The following is a 16,581-nucleotide window of genomic DNA, read 5'->3' as shown; positions in this document are numbered from 1 at the left end:
TTCGGATACGAATTGATGCCTGCGCCAACGAGTTGTGCAATACTGTTCCCGATCAGATACGAAGCACGGAGGACGTCATGCACGAGATCCTGCCCGTCGGCACGATCGGCGCACTCGCCAACCTTATCCGCGCGGCACGGCTCCAGCAGGGATTTACGCGGGACGAACTCGCGAACGCCACGGGGCTTTCGCCGAAATTCATCAGCCAGGTGGAGGCCGGGAAACCCACCGCGCAGGTCGGCAAGATCCTGCTGCTGCTCGGCGAACTGGGCATCACCCTGCTCGCGCAATCGTCCATCGAGATTTCGGCGGCAAACGTGCTGAAGGCCGCGCAACGCCGCAGGAGCCGCCATGGCGAGTAGAACGCTGATCGCCTCCGCGAACGGGTTGCGCATGGGCGCGCTGACCGACGACAAAGGCGTCTGGTCGTTCACGTACGACGCACAGTGGCTGGCATCGCCACGCGCGTACCCGCTGTCCCCCGCTTTCCCGCTGCGCGCCGGCACCTTCATCGATACCTCGACCGATCGCCCGGTCCAGTGGTTCTTCGACAACCTGCTGCCGGAAGAAGGCATGCGCACGTCGCTTGCGCGCGAGGCCAGGGTCGACGCCGCCGACGCGTGGGGCCTGCTCGCGTACTTCGGGCGCGAATCGGCCGGCGCGCTCACGCTGCTCGCGCAAGGCGAGCAGGAAGCGGCCGGCAGCATGCAGCCGCTCCCGCTCGACGAACTCGAACGCCGCATCCAGGCGATGCCCGAGCGCGCGCTGACGGCCACCGCGCCCAAGCGCATGTCGGCGGCCGGCGCGCAGCAGAAGCTGCTGCTGATCCTGCGCGGCGACGCGCCGGACTACACGCTGTTCGAGCCGGTCGGCAGCGAACCGTCGATGCATCTGCTGAAACCGGACATGCGCGCCGCCGGCTATCCGCATTCGGCGATCAACGAGTTCTTCTGCATGAAGCTCGCGAAGCGGATGGGCCTCGACGTGCCCGACGTGCACTTTCTGCGCGCGCCGTCCGCATGCTACGTGATCGACCGTTTCGACCGCGATACCGCGTCGGAGCCGGCCGCACGGCTGCATACGATCGATGCGATGCAGTTGCTGAACTACGATCGCGGCTTCAAGTACCAGCGCGCGAACGCGGAAGAACTCGGCCGCGCGATCGGGCAGACCAGCACGCGCGCGCTGGCGCGCCTGTCGGTGTTCCGCTGGACGATCTTCAACGTGGTGGTCGGCAACGGCGACGCGCACCTGAAGAACCTGTCGTTCTTCGTCGACGCGCGCGGCTACCGGCTCGCGCCGTTTTACGACATCGTCAGCACGGTCGTCTATCTCACGCCCACGCACCGGCCCGATCATCGCGGCGATCATTGGCCGCACTGCGAGCTGACGATGCCGCTCGGCGCGGCGGCGCGCTTCGCCGACATCGACCTGGGCGCGCTGGTCGCGTTCGGCCACGCGCTCGGGCTCAGGGAGAAGGCAGCCGAAAACGAGCTGCGGCGCTTTCTCGAACCGCTCGATCGCAGCGTCGCGCAGACGCTCGACGAAGTGCGCGAGGTCGCGCGCCCCGACGCCGGGGAAATGCGCCTGCTGAACTCGATCGTCTCGATGCCGATCGCGGAGATGGGCCGCGCGCTGCGGCAGGGGCGCGGGTAAGCGGCCGCGCACGGGTCGCGTGCCGTCCGCTCACCGCGGCCGATGCCTGACGAACCGGCCCCGGCCCGTGGTGAATGCCCTTCACAGGCTCGTCACGCCGCGAGTCCGGTCGGCGACGCAACCGCGACATCCGGATTGAACCGGGTCATGCAGTTCAGGTCGAGTGCGCGTATCTGCTCGGTCATGAAGTCGACGAAGATACGAATGCGCGTCGGAAGATGCTGCCGGCTGAGATAGCAGATATAGTGGCCGCGATCTTCCGGCACATGCTGCGCCAGCGCGACGACGAGTTCGCTCGAAGCGATATGGTCGCGGATCTGGTAACCCGCCATCTGCGCGATGCCCGAACCGTTCAGGACCGCACGCAGCACCAGGTCCGCGTCGTTGAACGTCAGCCGCGACTTCGGCAGGTATTTCTGCACGCGGCCGTCGACGTTGAACTCCCATTCGAATATGCGGCCGCTCGCAAAACGAAAGTTGATGCACTCGTGCCGGCCCAGATCCTCCAGACTCTGCGGAAGGCCGTGCGCGGCCACATACGACGGCGACGCGCAGAGCGCCATCTGCATCGGGATCAGTTGCCGGGCGATGATGCTCGAATCCTCGATGCGTCCATTGCGGAACGACACGTCGATTCGTTCGGATACCAGATCGACCGGCCGGTCGTCGAGCAGCAGATCGATGACGATGTCGGGGTAGGCTTTCGCAAACGTTTCCAGCAGCGGCGCAACGATCTTCCGGCCGAAACCCACCGCCGAGCTGATCCGGATGAGGCCGCGCGGCGGCCCCTCCCGCAGTTCCAGCATGTCGTTCATGGCTTCGACGATCTGCGCCACGCCCTGGTGGCAGTTCTCGAAGAATCGCTGGCCTTCGCAGGTCAGTTCCGTCATGCGCGTGGTCCGCTGGAACAGCCGCGTACTCAACTGCGCCTCCAGCTTCTGGACGTTGCGGCTCACGGCCGGCCGGCCGACGCCGAGACGTTCGGCGGCCTTGGTAAAGCTCCCCTCGCTCGCCACCGCGACGAACGCAAGGATGCCCGCGTAGCTTGCACCGAAGCTGGCCGACAACGCGTCGGCGCGCCCTGGCAAGTCGCGACGAACGCCGTGCTCCGACGTATCCGATCGATTCATTTCCGCTGCCCCCAGACATCCCGCCCATCCCGATTGCCCGTCGCAGGCGTACGCCTGCACCCCCACCTTCGACACGCGAATCAGCTTCCTGCGAGCCACCGGTCCAGGCCGATGCTGCCGAGCCGCGCTGCCCCGAGCGGCACGAGCGATCGTTCCTCGACACGGCCGCCGTAATAGCGGGCCTCGCGATCGGTCACCACCGCACGCGTGTCGCCGACCGACTTCAGGTAGCGCGCGACGATCTCCGCGAACGGCGCGCGATCCGGTCCCGCGATCTCGACCGTGCCGTTCAGCGGCCCGGCCAGCGCGATCTGCGCGAGCAGCGCCGCGACGTCTTCCGCGGCAATCGGCTGAAACAGTCCGTCGCCGATGCGCACGGTCCCGTCTTCGGTGCCGGAATCCGCAATGCCGCCGATGAACTCCATGAATTGCGTGGCACGCACGATCGTGTACGGCACGCCGGCCGCCTCGATCGCCTGTTCCTGCGCGACCTTGGCCGCGAAATAGCCGTTCTCCGGCATCCGGTCGCAGCCGACGATCGACAGCGCGACGTGATGGCGCACGCCTGCGGCCACTTCGGCCTTGCCGAGATTGCGGGCCGACGTGCGGAAGAAATCCAGCACCGCCTGCGGTTCCCATGACGGCGCGTTCGCGACGTCCACGACGACGTCGGCGTCCGTCAATGCGTCGGTCAGGCCTTCGCCCGTGATGGAATTGACGCCGGTGCGCGGCGACGCCGCAAGCGCCTGGTGCCCTGCCTCGCCGAGCAACGTGACGACGCGTGAGCCGATCAGGCCCGAACCACCGATGACAACGATCTTCATCGCAAAATCTCCTGACGAAAGGGTTTTCCTGGAACGCGCGCGGCGTGTGACGCTCGCCGCCTCCGATGAAAACGGTCATGACCGTCGCATCGCATGGCGCAATTGTGGAAGAATCATGTCCTATCCATCAGTGCCAAGAATCGTCGATCGGACTGGTCCATGCCGTCCGCTCCCGTCGCCCACGAGACCGTGATGCCCGCCCAAACGCCCGCCCTGACCATCGAAATCGACCGGCACCATCAGTTGCCGATCTACCTGCAGATCTGCGAGCGATTCAGAACCGCGATCGCGGCGGGCCATCTGCGCCCCGGCGACCGCGTGCCCGCGCTGCGCGGCCTCGCGACGCAGCTGAACACGGCGCGCGGCACCGTCGAGCAGGCGTACACGATCCTGGTCGACGAGGGCTATCTGCAAATGCGCGGCGCGGCCGGCACGTTCGTCTCGCCGTCCCTGCCGAAATCGCTGACGCGGCCGACGCCCGCGCGCGGCGACGAGCAGGCATGGCGCCCCGACGACGCCCCTCTCCGGGTGCCGGGCGTGTCGCGCGAGATTCCGCCTCCGCGCCGCCCACAGCCGATCGCGGTCGCGCTGAGCGGCGAGCCGCGCCCGTTGCAACCGGGGCTCCCCGCACTGGACGCGTTTCCGCGCAAGGTGTGGCACCGGCTCGTGTCTCAACGTGCACGCAGCGCCGAACGCGCGTTGCTCGGCTACCCGAATCCGGCCGGCTACCGGCCGCTACGCGAGCACATCGCCACCTATCTCGGCTTGTCGCGCGGCGTCACCTGCGTGCCGGAACAGGTGTTCATCACCGGCGGTTATCGCGCCACGCTGGAACTCGTGCTGCGCAGCCTCGCGCGGCCGAACGATCGCGTATGGTTCGAGGATCCCGGCTACCTGCTGGCCCGCACCTTCCTGTCCGAGACCGGTGTGCAGCTCGTTCCGGTACCGGTGGACGCCGAGGGCATCGACGTCGAGCGCGGCAAGCAGCTCGACGCGCACGCGCGCTTCGCGCTGGTGACGCCGTCGCATCAGAGCCCGCTCGGGCACACCCTGTCGCTTGCCCGGCGCATCGCGCTGCTGGACTGGGCGGAAAAGACGTCGGGCTGGATCGTCGAGGACGACTACGACAGCGAGTTTCGCTATCTCGGCCGCCCGCTGCAGGCGCTGAAGAGTCTCGACCGCCGGGATCACGTGATCTATTGCAGTACCTTCAGCAAGGCGATGTATCCCGGTTTGCGGCTCGCCTACGCGGTCGTGCCCGAGCGCGCGGTAGAGCGTGTCGATCGCGTCGCATGCAGCATGAATGCCGGCTCGCCGACCCTGCTGCAGGCCGCCCTGGCGGATTTCATCGAACAGGGGCACTTTGCCCGGCACCTGAAGCGCATGCGTGCGTTGTACGGCGAGCGGCGCACGCTGATCGTGAACGCATTGCGGCAGGCATTCGGCGAGCGGCTGATCGTCGAGCTGCCGCCCGGCGGAATCCAGTTCGCGGTGCAGTTCCCGGACGGGCCCGACGGGCCGGTCGACGACGTCGCCGTCGCCGCGCGCGCCCGCGAAGCGGGCCTTGCGATCCTGCCGCTCTCGATCTGGTATACGAACAGCCACACGCGGCAGACGCCGCGCGGGCTCGTCATCGGGTTCGCGAACATCGTCGATGCGGCCGAAGCGCACCGTCACGCGCACACGCTGCGCGCGTGCCTGGACCGCTGACGCACGAATTCGCGGCTGCGCCCGTCGCGCCGGGTTCCGGATTGGTGTCCGACGGGAAACAGACAATCGCCCTGAACGGCTATACCGCCGCCATGTGCACGCCTCTAGCATGGAAACGTCGTTCTTTCGTGGACGAACCAGGAATCAGGCTGCACCGGGCGATTGCCGTATTCGTCATACGATCGCTCGACACCCACCATTCGCGGCAGACGCAATTCGCGTGGGGCGTGCAGCCCCCTTCGCAAGACGTTTCGACCGTCGAAGCGCGTCGCTGAACTCGAGCAAGCATCATGGATGACAAGAAGCTGCAGGCCCCCTCGCTGTCTCTCCTCGACAGGTATCGGGGCCGTGACTTTCAACCCCTTTACACGACGACCGTCACCGTTTCCGGCGGTGAGACGGGACACGGCCGCGCATCCGGCGTGGCCCGCTCCGACGACGGCAATCTCGCGGTCGACCTGCGCCTGCCCGCCGAGTTCGGCGGGCCCGGCAACGGGACCAATCCGGAGCAGTTGTTCGCGGCAGGGTTCGCCGCGTGCTTCCACGGCGCGCTCAATCTGCTCGGGAAACGCGCCGAAATGGAGGCCCCCGATACGGCCGTGGAAGTGCAGGTGTCGTTCGGCCGCGACCCGATGGACGGTGGCTTTGCATTGCTCGTCGACGTTCGGGTGCGGATGCCTGGCGTCGATCGCAGCCTCGCGGAGGAAATGGTCCGCACCGCCGAGCGCCTGTGCCCGTATGCAAAGATGGCGCGGCAAGGCACCGTCAACATCATGACCGTCGTCGACTGAATCGACGCCTTGCGTGCCGCGGCGGCGTCTTGTTCGCCGACACCCTTCAGCCGCCGCCGCGTGACTGCACGCCCCGCCGCGCATCTCGTGACACGCGCGGGGCGCCGACCGATCAGCCGAACGATGCCAGCGGATTACCCGCTGCCAGCGCGTCGGTACGATTCGGCGCCGGCGGGTAGATCCACTGCGTGTTGATCATCTGCTTGCGCGCCTTTCCTTCCGCGTGCGTCAGCTTGATCTGCCGATCCCAGCCTTCCGAGTAGACAGCGCCCCACTCGCCAAGGTCGACGCATGTCGCATAGAACGGCTGGCGGTACGTCAGCGTCGGCACACCGATCAGATCCGCGGCGACGTTGTGTCCGCCGAATTGCCCCATCACGATCGCGTGCTGGCACGACATCAATGCATCGTGCCCGTCGTCGTCGCACCGTGCCCGCGCCACGTCTCCCGCCACGAACACGTGCGGTGCGTCGGCGACCCGAAGATCGGCCGTGACCGCGACACGTCCGAGCGCGTCGAGATGCGACGAGACTTGCGCCGCCAGCGGGCTGGCACGCATTCCGCCTGCCCAGATCACGGTCATCGCCTCGATATGCGTGCCCGACGCGGTGCGAACGCCGTCGGCCGCGATCGACACGACGCGCGAACCGAGCACGGCTTCGACGCCCAGCGAATCGAAGGCTTCAGCGACGTACGGGCGAGGATTGGGCCCGAGATCGGGACCGATGTCGTCCTGCGCGCCGATCACGACGACACGGCTCTTCGCATCCGGGCCAAACCACTCGCGCAATCGCTTGGGCAACTCGGTGGCGACCTCGATACCCGTGAAGCCGCAGCCGACCACCGCGACCGTATTGCGTGCCGGCGATTCCGGCAGTTTCGCGAGCGTCGCGAAGTGCGCGTCGAGTTCGACCGCGTCCTCGATGCAGTCGACGGAGAACGCGTGTTCCGCGAGCCCCGGCACCGGCGGCCTGCTCAGCTTGCTGCCGCTGGTCAGCAACAGCCGGTCATACGCGATCAGGCGCTTCTCGCCGTCGGCGCAAGCAACACCGACCGTCTTCTCGCGAACGTCGATCTCCTCGACACTGCCCTCGATAAATTTCACGCCGACGGCATCGAGCAGCGGTAGCAGCGGCGCGGCCATTTGCTGCGGCCCGCTTTCGTACAACCGCGGCCGGATCTGCAATTCCGGCTTCGGGGAAACCAGCGTGATTTCAACGTCACTGCCCGTGACGCCGGCACTGTCCAGCACGCGAGCCGCGCCCAGTGCGCCCCACACGCCGGCAAAACCGGCACCCACTATCAGGATTTTCTGCGACATGATCATTGCCCTCGGTTGATGTCGACAGCGGCCATCCGCCGCGCGAAATCATCGTAGGGGGATGCTGCCGCGTGCAGTAGATCCGCAACCGTGCTCACGATGTTGCCTCTGCGGCACCAATCGATCGCATGTCACCGGAATCGATCACAGGCATGATGTGCGGCGAAGTTCGTGCGTTGCTGCCCCCCCTTCGTCACCCACCTGAATCGTCGATGAGGCAAATGAAATGCATCTCGGAAGATCGTACAAGCTATCGGAATTCCTGATCTGGACGCGCTGGAAGATCTACGAGCTGCTCATTTTCGGTTCCGTTCCGGTCGTGCTGTACAAGTTCTTTTCGATCACGTGGCTGTCGATCCCCCTGACGATCGTGGTGCTCCTCGGCACCGCGACGTCGTTCATCGTCGGCTTCAAGAACGTCCAGACGTACAACCGTGCAGCGGACGCGCTCGAAATCTGGACCGGCATCCTGGGCAAGAGCCGCCGCTGGGGACAAATTGCGCGCGACTTCGTCGCGGATGAAGAGGTTGCCCGAAAGCTGGTATACCGCCACCTCGCCTGGCTGACCGCGCTGCGATACGACCTGCGTCGCCCGCGGGTCTGGGAAAGCACGACCAAACGCTACAACGCGGAGTACCGCCGCTTCTATCGTGTTCCCGAATGGGAAAAGGACATCAGGGAATTGCTACCCCAATACCTGTCTCCCGCGGAAACGGCGCAGGCGCTGTCGTCCTCCTCCATCACGACATGCGTGCTGAGCCTTCAAGGTACGTCGCTCAAGACGCTTTACCTGGCCGGCCAGCTGAATTCGGGTTTTTACATGGAGCTTCAAAAGACGATCGGGGACTTCGTCGATCTCCAGTCGAGGTCGGAGCGATTCAAGAACTTCCCCTATCCGCGTCAGTACGCGACCGTCAGCTCGCTGTTCGTGCGGTTCTTCTGCCTTTCGCTTCCATTCGGTCTTCTGAACGAATTCAATCGGTTGAACGACAGCGTGAGCGGCTTCATGCACGGCAACATGGTATGGCTGGTCGTGCCGTGCAGCGTCGCCGTTTCATGGATGTATACGTCGCTCGAACAGGTGGGCGAAAGCACCGAGAATCCGTTTGAAGGCGGCGCGAACGATGTGCCCATTTCAACGCTGTGCAGCACGATCGAGCGCGACCTGAAGGCGATGCTCGGAGAACACGAAAGCGAATCGTCGAGCCGCACGATCATCGCACTATAGGGCGTTCAGCGTCTTTCCGACGCCGCTCGGCACGAATTCACGCTGCACGTGCCGCCGTCGATGCCGTCGTTCGGGCCGCACCGCGTGCCCTGCCGGGCAATCCTCCTTTCGTCGATTGTTGTCGCCGAGACAACATGGTGAGGTCCTTCGCGGCGCTACTGCCGCGCGACCGCATCGCCTACGCTTGGCGCTGACGGTGGCCGTACATGCTGCCCGGTGCGTTCCGGGACACAGGAACGACACCGCAAGCGCAACGCGCGAAACCATGCGGCGAATCCGCGCCGCGTCGCGTCTTCACGCGTCATTGGCCGCGACGGTAAACGCCGTCGCGACGGGTGCCCCCGGCACCTCACCTACCGAGGAACGATCCGTGACAGAAGAAGATATCCGCAGCAAAGCGTTCGCGATGCCCGTCCCCAACCCGGCGTATCCGCGTCCGCCCTTCCGCTTCGTCAATCGGGAGTACTTCATCATCTCGTATGAGACGGACCTGGATGCCCTCCGTGCCGTCGTGCCGGCACCGCTGACGGTCGACCATGCCGTCGTTCACTACGAGTTCATCCGCATGCCCGATTCGTCGGGATTCGGCGACTACACGGAAAGCGGTCAGGTGATCTCCGTTCTGGACGCGGACGGCAACCGGGCCAACTTCACGCACTCGATGTACCTCGACGACGAAGGCCCGATCGCAGCCGGACGGGAGATCTGGGGATTTCCGAAGAAACTGGCCTCGCCCAGGCTCTGCATCGACGGCAAGGACACGCTGCTCGGCACGCTCGACTACGGCACGCAGCGCATCGCCACCGGCACGATGGGCTACAAGTACCGCGCGCTCGACACGGCAGCGGAGCGGCGCAAGCTCGCCGACACGCCCAACTATCTGCTCAAGGTCATTCCGCACGTCGACGGCTCGGCGCGCATCTGCGAACTGGTGCGTTTCTTCCTGCGCGACGTCGACGTGATCGGCGCATGGGAGGGGCCCGCCGCGCTCGAGCTGCGTCCGCATGCGCTCGCATCGGTTGCCGATCTGCCGGTTCGCAAGGTGATCGGCGCGCGTCACGTCATGGCGAATCTCACACTCGATATCGGCGAAGTCGCCCATGACTACCTCGCCCCCGCCGAGCCGTTGAAGCTCGCGGTCAACCAGTAAGCTCCCGGAGGACATATGGCACTGAATGACAAGGTCGCGCTCGTAACGGGCGCAGCAAGCGGTATCGGCGAAATGTGCGCGCGCAAGCTCGCGGCGGACGGCGCGACGGTCGTGATCGCCGACCTGAATCTCGCGGCAGCGCGACAGGTCGCCGACGACATCGTCGCCGGCGGCGGGAAAGCATCGGCGGTCGCGATGGACGTCACCCGCGAGGAAGCCGTCGATGCGGGCGTGGCCGACACCGTGAACCGGCTGGGCGGCATCGACGTGCTCGTGTCGAATGCGGGCATCCAGATCGTCAACCGGATCGAGGACTACACGTTCTCCGACTGGAAGAAAATGCTGGCCATTCACCTCGACGGGGCATTCCTGACGACCCGCGCCGCGCTGCGGCACATGTACGCGTCGAACAAGGGCGGCTCGGTGATCTACATGGGCTCGGTGCATTCGCACGAAGCGTCGCCGCTGAAGTCCGCCTATGTGACCGCGAAGCACGGGTTGCTCGGCCTCGCGCGCGTCGTCGCGAAAGAAGGCGGGGCGCGCGGCATCCGCGCGAACGTCGTGTGTCCGGGCTTCGTCAGGACCCCGCTGGTCGACAAGCAGATTCCCGAGCAGGCGAAAGTCCTGGGCATCTCGGAACAGCAGGTCGTCAAGGACGTAATGCTGAAGGAAACGGTCGACGGCGAATTCACGTCGGTGGCCGACGTCGCGAACACGGTTGCGTTCCTGGCCGGCTTCGAGTCGAACGCACTCACCGGACAATCGATCGTGGTCAGCCACGGCTGGTTCATGCAGTAAGGAGAACACCATGCAACCGAGCCAGCGAAACAAGCTGAAGCAGCCCCATCGGATCGAGCTCCCCGCCTATGACGAAATCGGGCTCGTGCTGCAGGGCGGCGGCGCCCTGGGCGCATACCAGGCCGGCGTCTATGAAGGCATGGCCGAGGTCGGCGTGGAACCGACGCAAATCGCCGGCGTCTCGATCGGCGCGCTGAATACCGCGATCATCGCGGGCAACGCGCCTGCCGATCGCACGGAAGCGTTGCGCGGCTTCTGGAACACCGTCAGCCAGCCGACCGACCCGCTCTCGCACGTCGGCGCGTACCTGTCGGCTTGGCCGGGGCTTGAAGACGTGGGGCGCAGGTGGTCGAGCGCATGGGCCGCCACGCGCACACTGATCGAAGGCCAGGGCGGATTCTTCGCTCCGCGCATGCATGCGCCTTTCGGCGGATTCGGCAGGAAGCGTCCCGACCAGGTCAGCTATTACGACACGTCGGCTTTGCGCGACACGCTTCTGCGGTACGCGAACTTCGATCGCATCAACGACGGGAACATTCGCGTCTCCGTCGGCGCGGTCAACGTGCGGACGGGCAATCTCGTCTATTTCGACAATTCGAAAATGCGTCTGGCGCCGGAGCATTTCATCGCGTCAGGCGCATTGCCGCCGGGCTTTCCCGCCGTCGAGATCGACGGCGAGTTTTACTGGGACGGCGGCCTGGTGTCCAACACGCCGCTCACCGAGATCATCCGGGAAAGCCAGCACAAGGACACGCTCGTGTTCCAGCTCGACCTGTGGAGCGCGCGAGGCAAGCTGCCGGGCGACTTTCTCGACGTCAGCGAGCGCACCAAGGACATTCAGTATTCGAGCCGCACGCGCGCCATCACCGCGTTCATGTCGCAGAACCAAAAGCACGCCCAGATGATCAAGGCGTTGCTCGAACACATTCCCGAACACGTTCGGCTTGCCCACCCGCTGCTGCGCGACGCGCAGAAAACGGCGGACGGCAGCGCCGTGAACGTCGTGCACCTGATCTACAAGAACAAGACGTTCGAGGGGCACTACAAGGACTACGAGTTCAGCAAGGACACGATGCGCGAGCATTGGGCAAGCGGCCTCGAGGACATTCGCCGTACCTTCGGGCACCCGGAGTGGTTCGAGATTCCGAGCCGGGAAATCGGCTTCGTCACGCGGGACGTGCACCGCTATCGGCAGGACGTCGACGAACCAGGCTGGTCGGGCAAGGATGCGTTGCCGGCACGGCAACATTCGCCGGAGCAGGAATCGTCCGTCGCCAGGTAACGCGCGTCCACACTCGCCACGGGGCAGCAAGGCGGTCGTTCAAGTTCAAGCGCCGCATCGCGTGACGGGCGGCCCGGCCGGTACTGCCCCCGACTCGACGCATCCGCCCTGCAAGACCGGATCAGGCGGCGCCAAGGCCGGCCCTCGGGGCCGGCTACGCGGCAGCCTCAAGGAGAGCATCATGATGTCGCATGAATTGATCGCGCGGTACGGCACATGGGTCGTATTCCTGAACGTGCTCGGGTCTTCGCTCGGCCTCCCGTTGCCTGCCATACCGACGTTGATCACGGTAGGTGCGGGCACCGCGCTCGTCACGCATGTCGGGTCGTCGACGCTGCTGCATTTCCTGACGATACTGGGTGCCGCGGTGATCGGCGGCCTGCTCGGCGATCTGGTCTGGTTCCAGGGAGGCAAACGGTATGGCAAGCGCACGCTTCACACCGTCTGCGGCCTGTCGCCGTCGCGCGAAGCGTGCGTCACGACGACCGAGCGCTTTTTCGGGCGCTGGGGCGTTCGCGTGCTCGTCGTTGCGCGGTTCGTACCCGGCCTTTCGCTCGTTGCCGTTCCGCTCTGCGGTGCGATGGCCGTCCGGGTGCGCGCCTTCGTCCTGCACGATTGCGCCGGCATTGCACTGTGGGCGTCGATCGGCCTCGCCATCGGCACGCTGTTCGCGTCGCAGATCGATGCGATCTTCGCGACTGTCGCCCGTCTCGGCTGGCAAGCGCTCGTCGTGATCGGCATCGCCCCGGTGCTGTACTTTCTGTATGGCTACTGCCGCAGGCAGATGATGGCAAATGCGCTCGGGAAGGCGCGGATCAGCGCGGGCGAATTGCATGCGCTGCTCGCGAACAAGCCGCGGCCGGCCGTGATCGATATCCGTTCCGCCGAATGGAGAACGCGCGATCCGTTTGTCATTCCGGGCGCGCTGATCGCCGATGAACGCCAGCCCCGCCAGATCATGGAGCGTTATGGAACGAACCGGACGCTGGTCATCTATTGTGCGTGTCCGCACGAAGCGTCTGCTGCGTCGGTGGCCAGGCAGTTGCGGCTGTCCGGCGTCAAGCTCGCATTGCCGCTCACCGGCGGCATCGAGGCATGGCGTGTCGCGGGTTTCGACGTGGAACCGATGATCGCGATGAACGACACGGCAATCGGCGCCGCCGGGCAGCAGCTTTTCACGCAATGACTGCCATGGCGCCTTCATGCGCCGAAGCAGCGCGTATCGCCCGGCTCGTGCGGCGGACGACCGAATCGGCATCACGACTCTTGCTGCCCCGGCTTCGCGCGTCCTCCCACCCCGATCCTCGACGAGCCGGGCCTTGCGCTCCCGCGACTGCGCGCCTCGCGACAACCGGGCCGGTACTTTGCTCGGGTACACTCATGCCTCCGTTAAACGCGCCGTCACAGCATGGACAGTCAGCTTTGGATCATTTGCGGGCTTACATTCGTCATCCATGTGATCGCGACACTGGCCTATGCGGTGCGGATCGCCGGCGTTCGAACGCGCCGGATCGCCCTGTCGTTTTCCTTGTTCGGGATCATCGCGCTGGTTTCCCGGACGGCCAACTCCTTTCAGGGGCCGTTCATCGCGAAACGGGTCGAAATGGATATTGCGCATCGGATGGGCAGCGGGCTGCTCACCGATTTTCGGCTCTTCCTGCTGAGCGCCACCGTGGCGAGCATTGCCGGCGCATTCCTGATCCCGACTTTCCAGCGTTATTTCAGCCGCGCCGTCGAACACTTTCAGGTGAACCGTTCGATTCCGCGGCTGCTGGTGGACGCCTGCAGTCGCGCCGGCGTCAACTATCTTCGCGTGGGCGCACGACTGCCTTCCCGCCACAACGTCACGCAACTGACCGCGAGCACCGGCGTGTCCTGGAAAGTCATCGTGCTGAACGTGGCAGCCATGGCGATCTGGACGGTCGGTGTGTTCGCGTCGCTGTATGCGGGTTACCTGAAACCCGACCTGAGGGTGACATGCGCGAACCTGTCGTCCGTCATCAACGGCTTCGCGACCGTGGTGCTGGCCGTCGTCATCGACCCGCAGGTTTCTGTCATGACCGACGATGTCATCGAAGGCCGGATATCGGAAAACAGCTTCCGGCGGGCCATCACGACGCTCGCCGGTGCGCGGGTTCTCGGCACGCTGTGCGCTCAGGCGGCGCTCGTTCCGGCGGCGTTGGTCATTGTCCGTGTTGCGGAAATCATTTAACCAGGAATAGTCGTCTGCAGATGCTGTATCGTAAGCACCCTCACAGTCAGACGGGCCCCACAATCTCCGCCGAGATGTCCCAGATGATTCCACTCCATCGCGATCCAGCGTTCTATCAGCTCCTTGCCGACAGCTACGCCCGGCTGCTTGGCCGCCCCCTGGTGCCTCAAGCCATGCCCGTGGACGAAGCTACCGAATGGCTCTATGAGCGTGCGCCGTTCGCGGTACTCGCGCACAACACCGATCCCGACCCGGTCTTCATTTACGGCAACAAGGCCGCGCAGCGCCGGTTCGGGTACAGCTGGGATGAAATCACCCGACTGCCGTCCCGACTCTCAGCAGAAGCCCCGAATCGCGAGGAGCGGCAGCAATTCCTCGCACGCGTACAGCGGCTCGGCTACGAGGCGGGCTACAAGGGCGTGCGGGTCACCAAGTCAGGCCAGCGCTTCATGATCGAGGAAGCCACGCTGTGGCAACTGCTCGACGCCAACGGCACACTGCACGGCCAGGCGGTTGTCATCCCGCGCACGCGTGACATCTGATCGGACGACCCGGTGTCTGGACCAGGGTCTGGCCGCCCTGCACGCCCTACCCTTCCATCGACTGCATTGGTGCGGACCGGGCAACACCATGCATCCCGAGTCGATCTGGTGCGTCGGCTCGTCTTTGCCTAGCATGCAAGTACGTGTGGTCCATCGACGGGATGGCGCTCGTGGGGATTGACTGGCAGGCAAGCGCTGCGCCGTTGCGCTGATTCGCTTCGAAGAACAACGCATCGCCTCGATACCCAAGGTTCGAGAGCCGCTCGCGTTGGCCATACCGGCAACCGGGAGGCATATGGAGAACGAGAGGTTGCAACCTCCGCCGCTGACACTGCTCGACAAATATCGCGGGAAGGAATTCTCCCCGCTCTACACGACCACGGTCACGGTCTCTGGCGGCACGTCCAGGCACGGCCGTGCATCGGGCGTCGCGAAATCCGACGACGGCAGTCTCGTCCTCGATCTGCGCTTGCCCGCCGAACTGGGCGGCCCGGGCGGCGGCACCAATCCCGAGCAGCTTTTTGCCGCCGGTTACGCCGCGTGCTTTCACGGCGCGCTGAGCCTGCTGGCGCAACGCGCGCGGGTCGATGTCCGGGAAACGACCGTCACCGTCGAAGTCTCGTTCGGCCGCGATCCGGTAGATGGCGGATATGCGCTGGTTGCCAACGTCACCGTCCGCATGCCGGGTGTCGAGTTGCCCGTCGCGGAAGGTCTCGTACGCGACACCGAACGTCTCTGTCCTTATACGAAGATGGCACGACAAGGCATATGCGGCTTCATCGCCGTGTCGGCATGATGGGCGATTGGTTCGGAAGCGGCAACAGAGTGCGCACCTTGCCGGCACTACTAGCTCCCGGGACGCACGATTACGATGGTTGCCGGGCAGGTGCTGCGGCGAATCGCCATCCGACGCGCCCACGGCACCGCTTCAACCGATCAGGAGAACAGATCATGACGCAACGTATCAACTACTTTCAGCAATCGCCGGAACTGGTCAGGAAGCTCATCGAGCTGGACGGCTTGTTTCAGAAGACGACGATCGAGGCGCCGGTCCGCGAGCTCGTCGAGATCCGGGCATCGCAGCTCAACGGCTGCGCATTCTGCGTCGACATGCACATCAAGATGGCAAAGATTCATGGCGAGCGTGAATTGCGCCTGCATCACGTCGCGATCTGGCTCGAATCGACGCTGTTTTCACCCCGCGAGCGCGCCGCGCTGGAATGGACCGAGGTACTGACCCGCCTCCCTGCGCATGGCGTGCCGGACGATCTCTACGCACGCGTACGGGAACACTATTCCGAGCAGGAATTGTCGGATCTCACCGTCCTCGTGGGCGCCATCAATAGCTGGAACCGGCTGAATGTCGCATTCCGCATCGCGCCGGGATCGTTCGACAAGATGTTCGGGCTCGACAAGGCCAACCTGGAGTGACGACATGAAACGCATCATGCTCGTACTCGCGCCGCTGGTATCGTCGCTGCTGATGGCCGTTCAGCCGGCCGTCGCCGCACCGCAAGCGAAGGTCACGCCGCTGACCACGGAGCCGTTGCCCGAGTATCCGGGCAAGGAAGTCCAGATGATCGTCGTGGACTATCCGCCCGGCAGCGTCGACCCCGTTCATCGTCACGACGCGCACGCGTTCGTCTACGTGCTCGACGGCAGCATCGTGATGGGCCTGAACGGCGGCAAGGAGGTCACGCTCCACGCCGGCGACACGTTCCACGAAGGCCCGGAGGACGTCCACACGGTCGGGCGGAATGCCAGCAGCACGAAGCCGGCAAAATTCGTCGTGTTCCTGATCAAGAACAAAGGCGCGCCGGTCCTCACCCCCGTGAAGTAAGGTAATCGTCGTCGCGGGGGCGGCCGGGCCGGGGCGCCGGGGGCCGCGGCCCGCGTGAAGCACCAGCAGGAGGGGCGGCGACCCGGCCCCCCGCCCC

The 16,581-nt window shown here is 65.2% G+C and carries 17 protein-coding genes; 14 read left to right on the top strand and 3 right to left on the bottom strand.

Going from position 1 to position 16,581, the window contains the following annotated elements:
- Positions 1-77 precede the first annotated feature (77 nt).
- The gene (locus ABIC51_RS35500; RefSeq protein WP_021158233.1) at positions 78-362 is read left to right on the top strand and encodes a helix-turn-helix domain-containing protein; all 285 of its coding nucleotides are present in this window, start codon (positions 78-80) and stop codon (positions 360-362) included.
- Positions 352-1,656 (top strand): HipA domain-containing protein, encoded by a 1,305-nt coding sequence (locus ABIC51_RS35495; RefSeq protein ID WP_226128962.1) that lies wholly within the window; start codon positions 352-354, stop codon positions 1,654-1,656. Before ABIC51_RS35500 ends, ABIC51_RS35495 begins: the two co-directional genes overlap by 11 nt.
- A gap of 92 nt (positions 1,657-1,748) precedes the next feature.
- On the opposite strand, the gene ABIC51_RS35490 is transcribed toward ABIC51_RS35495, so the two are convergent.
- Both ABIC51_RS35490 and ABIC51_RS35485 read right to left on the bottom strand, forming a co-directional pair.
- Entirely contained in the window at positions 1,749-2,786 is a 1,038-nt protein-coding gene (locus ABIC51_RS35490; protein WP_027792595.1) for a LysR family transcriptional regulator, read from the bottom strand.
- A gap of 80 nt (positions 2,787-2,866) precedes the next feature.
- Positions 2,867-3,610: an SDR family oxidoreductase gene (locus ABIC51_RS35485; protein WP_091921770.1), complete on the bottom strand. Its 744-nt coding sequence runs from the start codon at positions 3,608-3,610 to the stop codon at positions 2,867-2,869.
- 192 nt (positions 3,611-3,802) lie between these two features.
- On the opposite strand from ABIC51_RS35485, the gene pdxR reads away from it, so the two are divergent.
- Positions 3,803-5,320 carry a MocR-like pyridoxine biosynthesis transcription factor PdxR gene (pdxR, locus tag ABIC51_RS35480; protein WP_060357020.1) on the top strand — a complete coding sequence of 506 codons (1,518 nt, stop codon included), beginning with the start codon at positions 3,803-3,805 and terminating at the stop codon, positions 5,318-5,320.
- A gap of 290 nt (positions 5,321-5,610) precedes the next feature.
- Positions 5,611-6,111 (top strand): Ohr family peroxiredoxin, encoded by a 501-nt coding sequence (locus ABIC51_RS35475; RefSeq protein WP_027792592.1) that lies wholly within the window; start codon positions 5,611-5,613, stop codon positions 6,109-6,111.
- 112 nt (positions 6,112-6,223) lie between these two features.
- On the opposite strand, the gene ABIC51_RS35470 is transcribed toward ABIC51_RS35475, so the two are convergent.
- Positions 6,224-7,432: an NAD(P)/FAD-dependent oxidoreductase gene (locus ABIC51_RS35470; protein WP_146254304.1), complete on the bottom strand. Its 1,209-nt coding sequence runs from the start codon at positions 7,430-7,432 to the stop codon at positions 6,224-6,226.
- Positions 7,433-7,658: 226 nt separating this feature from the next.
- Here ABIC51_RS35470 and ABIC51_RS35465 point away from each other — a divergent pair, with 226 nt between their 5' ends.
- From ABIC51_RS35465 to ABIC51_RS35420, 10 genes are all read left to right on the top strand, one after another.
- Positions 7,659-8,660, top strand: coding sequence for a bestrophin family protein (locus ABIC51_RS35465; RefSeq protein WP_060194533.1), 1,002 nt, complete (start codon positions 7,659-7,661; stop codon positions 8,658-8,660).
- Positions 8,661-9,030: 370 nt separating this feature from the next.
- Complete coding sequence (locus tag ABIC51_RS35460) at positions 9,031-9,810, top strand: acetoacetate decarboxylase (RefSeq protein WP_081072653.1); 780 nt, start codon at positions 9,031-9,033, stop codon at positions 9,808-9,810.
- Between the two features lie 15 nt (positions 9,811-9,825).
- Positions 9,826-10,608, top strand: a complete 783-nt coding sequence (locus tag ABIC51_RS35455) for a 3-hydroxybutyrate dehydrogenase (RefSeq protein WP_174392296.1) — start codon at positions 9,826-9,828, stop codon at positions 10,606-10,608.
- A 10-nt stretch (positions 10,609-10,618) separates the two neighbouring features.
- Positions 10,619-11,890, top strand: coding sequence for a DUF3734 domain-containing protein (locus tag ABIC51_RS35450; protein WP_146254358.1), 1,272 nt, complete (start codon positions 10,619-10,621; stop codon positions 11,888-11,890).
- Between the two features lie 181 nt (positions 11,891-12,071).
- Positions 12,072-13,076, top strand: a complete 1,005-nt coding sequence (locus tag ABIC51_RS35445) for a DedA family protein/thiosulfate sulfurtransferase GlpE (RefSeq protein WP_119336817.1) — start codon at positions 12,072-12,074, stop codon at positions 13,074-13,076.
- Between the two features lie 222 nt (positions 13,077-13,298).
- Positions 13,299-14,102, top strand: a complete 804-nt coding sequence (locus ABIC51_RS35440; protein ID WP_027792585.1) for a lipid II flippase Amj family protein — start codon at positions 13,299-13,301, stop codon at positions 14,100-14,102.
- A gap of 83 nt (positions 14,103-14,185) precedes the next feature.
- The gene (locus tag ABIC51_RS35435) at positions 14,186-14,644 is read left to right on the top strand and encodes an MEKHLA domain-containing protein (RefSeq protein ID WP_226257432.1); all 459 of its coding nucleotides are present in this window, start codon (positions 14,186-14,188) and stop codon (positions 14,642-14,644) included.
- 295 nt (positions 14,645-14,939) lie between these two features.
- Entirely contained in the window at positions 14,940-15,440 is a 501-nt protein-coding gene (locus ABIC51_RS35430; protein ID WP_354006942.1) for an Ohr family peroxiredoxin, read from the top strand.
- A 155-nt stretch (positions 15,441-15,595) separates the two neighbouring features.
- Entirely contained in the window at positions 15,596-16,075 is a 480-nt protein-coding gene (locus ABIC51_RS35425; protein WP_027792582.1) for a carboxymuconolactone decarboxylase family protein, read from the top strand.
- A gap of 4 nt (positions 16,076-16,079) precedes the next feature.
- Positions 16,080-16,484: a cupin domain-containing protein gene (locus tag ABIC51_RS35420; protein ID WP_027792581.1), complete on the top strand. Its 405-nt coding sequence runs from the start codon at positions 16,080-16,082 to the stop codon at positions 16,482-16,484.
- The last annotated feature ends 97 nt before the right edge of the window (positions 16,485-16,581 follow it).

Origin of the sequence: Burkholderia sp. 572 (assembly GCF_040545135.1) — a bacterium.
Classification (GTDB): domain Bacteria; phylum Pseudomonadota; class Gammaproteobacteria; order Burkholderiales; family Burkholderiaceae; genus Burkholderia; species Burkholderia cepacia.
The sequence above is the reverse complement of the archived record's forward strand: the minus strand, read 5'-3'. Positions and strand labels throughout refer to the sequence as shown.

Coding starts and splice junctions, on each gene's coding strand:
- ABIC51_RS35425 (WP_027792582.1), top strand. CDS start 15,596: ATGACGCAACGTATCAACTACTTTCAGCAATCGCCGGAACTGGTCAGG.
- ABIC51_RS35430 (WP_354006942.1), top strand. CDS start 14,940: ATGGAGAACGAGAGGTTGCAACCTCCGCCGCTGACACTGCTCGACAAA.
- ABIC51_RS35465 (WP_060194533.1), top strand. CDS start 7,659: ATGCATCTCGGAAGATCGTACAAGCTATCGGAATTCCTGATCTGGACG.
- ABIC51_RS35435 (WP_226257432.1), top strand. CDS start 14,186: ATGATTCCACTCCATCGCGATCCAGCGTTCTATCAGCTCCTTGCCGAC.
- ABIC51_RS35495 (WP_226128962.1), top strand. CDS start 352: ATGGCGAGTAGAACGCTGATCGCCTCCGCGAACGGGTTGCGCATGGGC.
- ABIC51_RS35485 (WP_091921770.1), bottom strand. CDS start 3,610: ATGAAGATCGTTGTCATCGGTGGTTCGGGCCTGATCGGCTCACGCGTC.
- ABIC51_RS35420 (WP_027792581.1), top strand. CDS start 16,080: ATGAAACGCATCATGCTCGTACTCGCGCCGCTGGTATCGTCGCTGCTG.
- pdxR (WP_060357020.1), top strand. CDS start 3,803: ATGCCCGCCCAAACGCCCGCCCTGACCATCGAAATCGACCGGCACCAT.
- ABIC51_RS35470 (WP_146254304.1), bottom strand. CDS start 7,432: ATGTCGCAGAAAATCCTGATAGTGGGTGCCGGTTTTGCCGGCGTGTGG.
- ABIC51_RS35500 (WP_021158233.1), top strand. CDS start 78: ATGCACGAGATCCTGCCCGTCGGCACGATCGGCGCACTCGCCAACCTT.
- ABIC51_RS35440 (WP_027792585.1), top strand. CDS start 13,299: ATGGACAGTCAGCTTTGGATCATTTGCGGGCTTACATTCGTCATCCAT.
- ABIC51_RS35490 (WP_027792595.1), bottom strand. CDS start 2,786: ATGAATCGATCGGATACGTCGGAGCACGGCGTTCGTCGCGACTTGCCA.
- ABIC51_RS35455 (WP_174392296.1), top strand. CDS start 9,826: ATGGCACTGAATGACAAGGTCGCGCTCGTAACGGGCGCAGCAAGCGGT.
- ABIC51_RS35445 (WP_119336817.1), top strand. CDS start 12,072: ATGATGTCGCATGAATTGATCGCGCGGTACGGCACATGGGTCGTATTC.
- ABIC51_RS35450 (WP_146254358.1), top strand. CDS start 10,619: ATGCAACCGAGCCAGCGAAACAAGCTGAAGCAGCCCCATCGGATCGAG.
- ABIC51_RS35475 (WP_027792592.1), top strand. CDS start 5,611: ATGGATGACAAGAAGCTGCAGGCCCCCTCGCTGTCTCTCCTCGACAGG.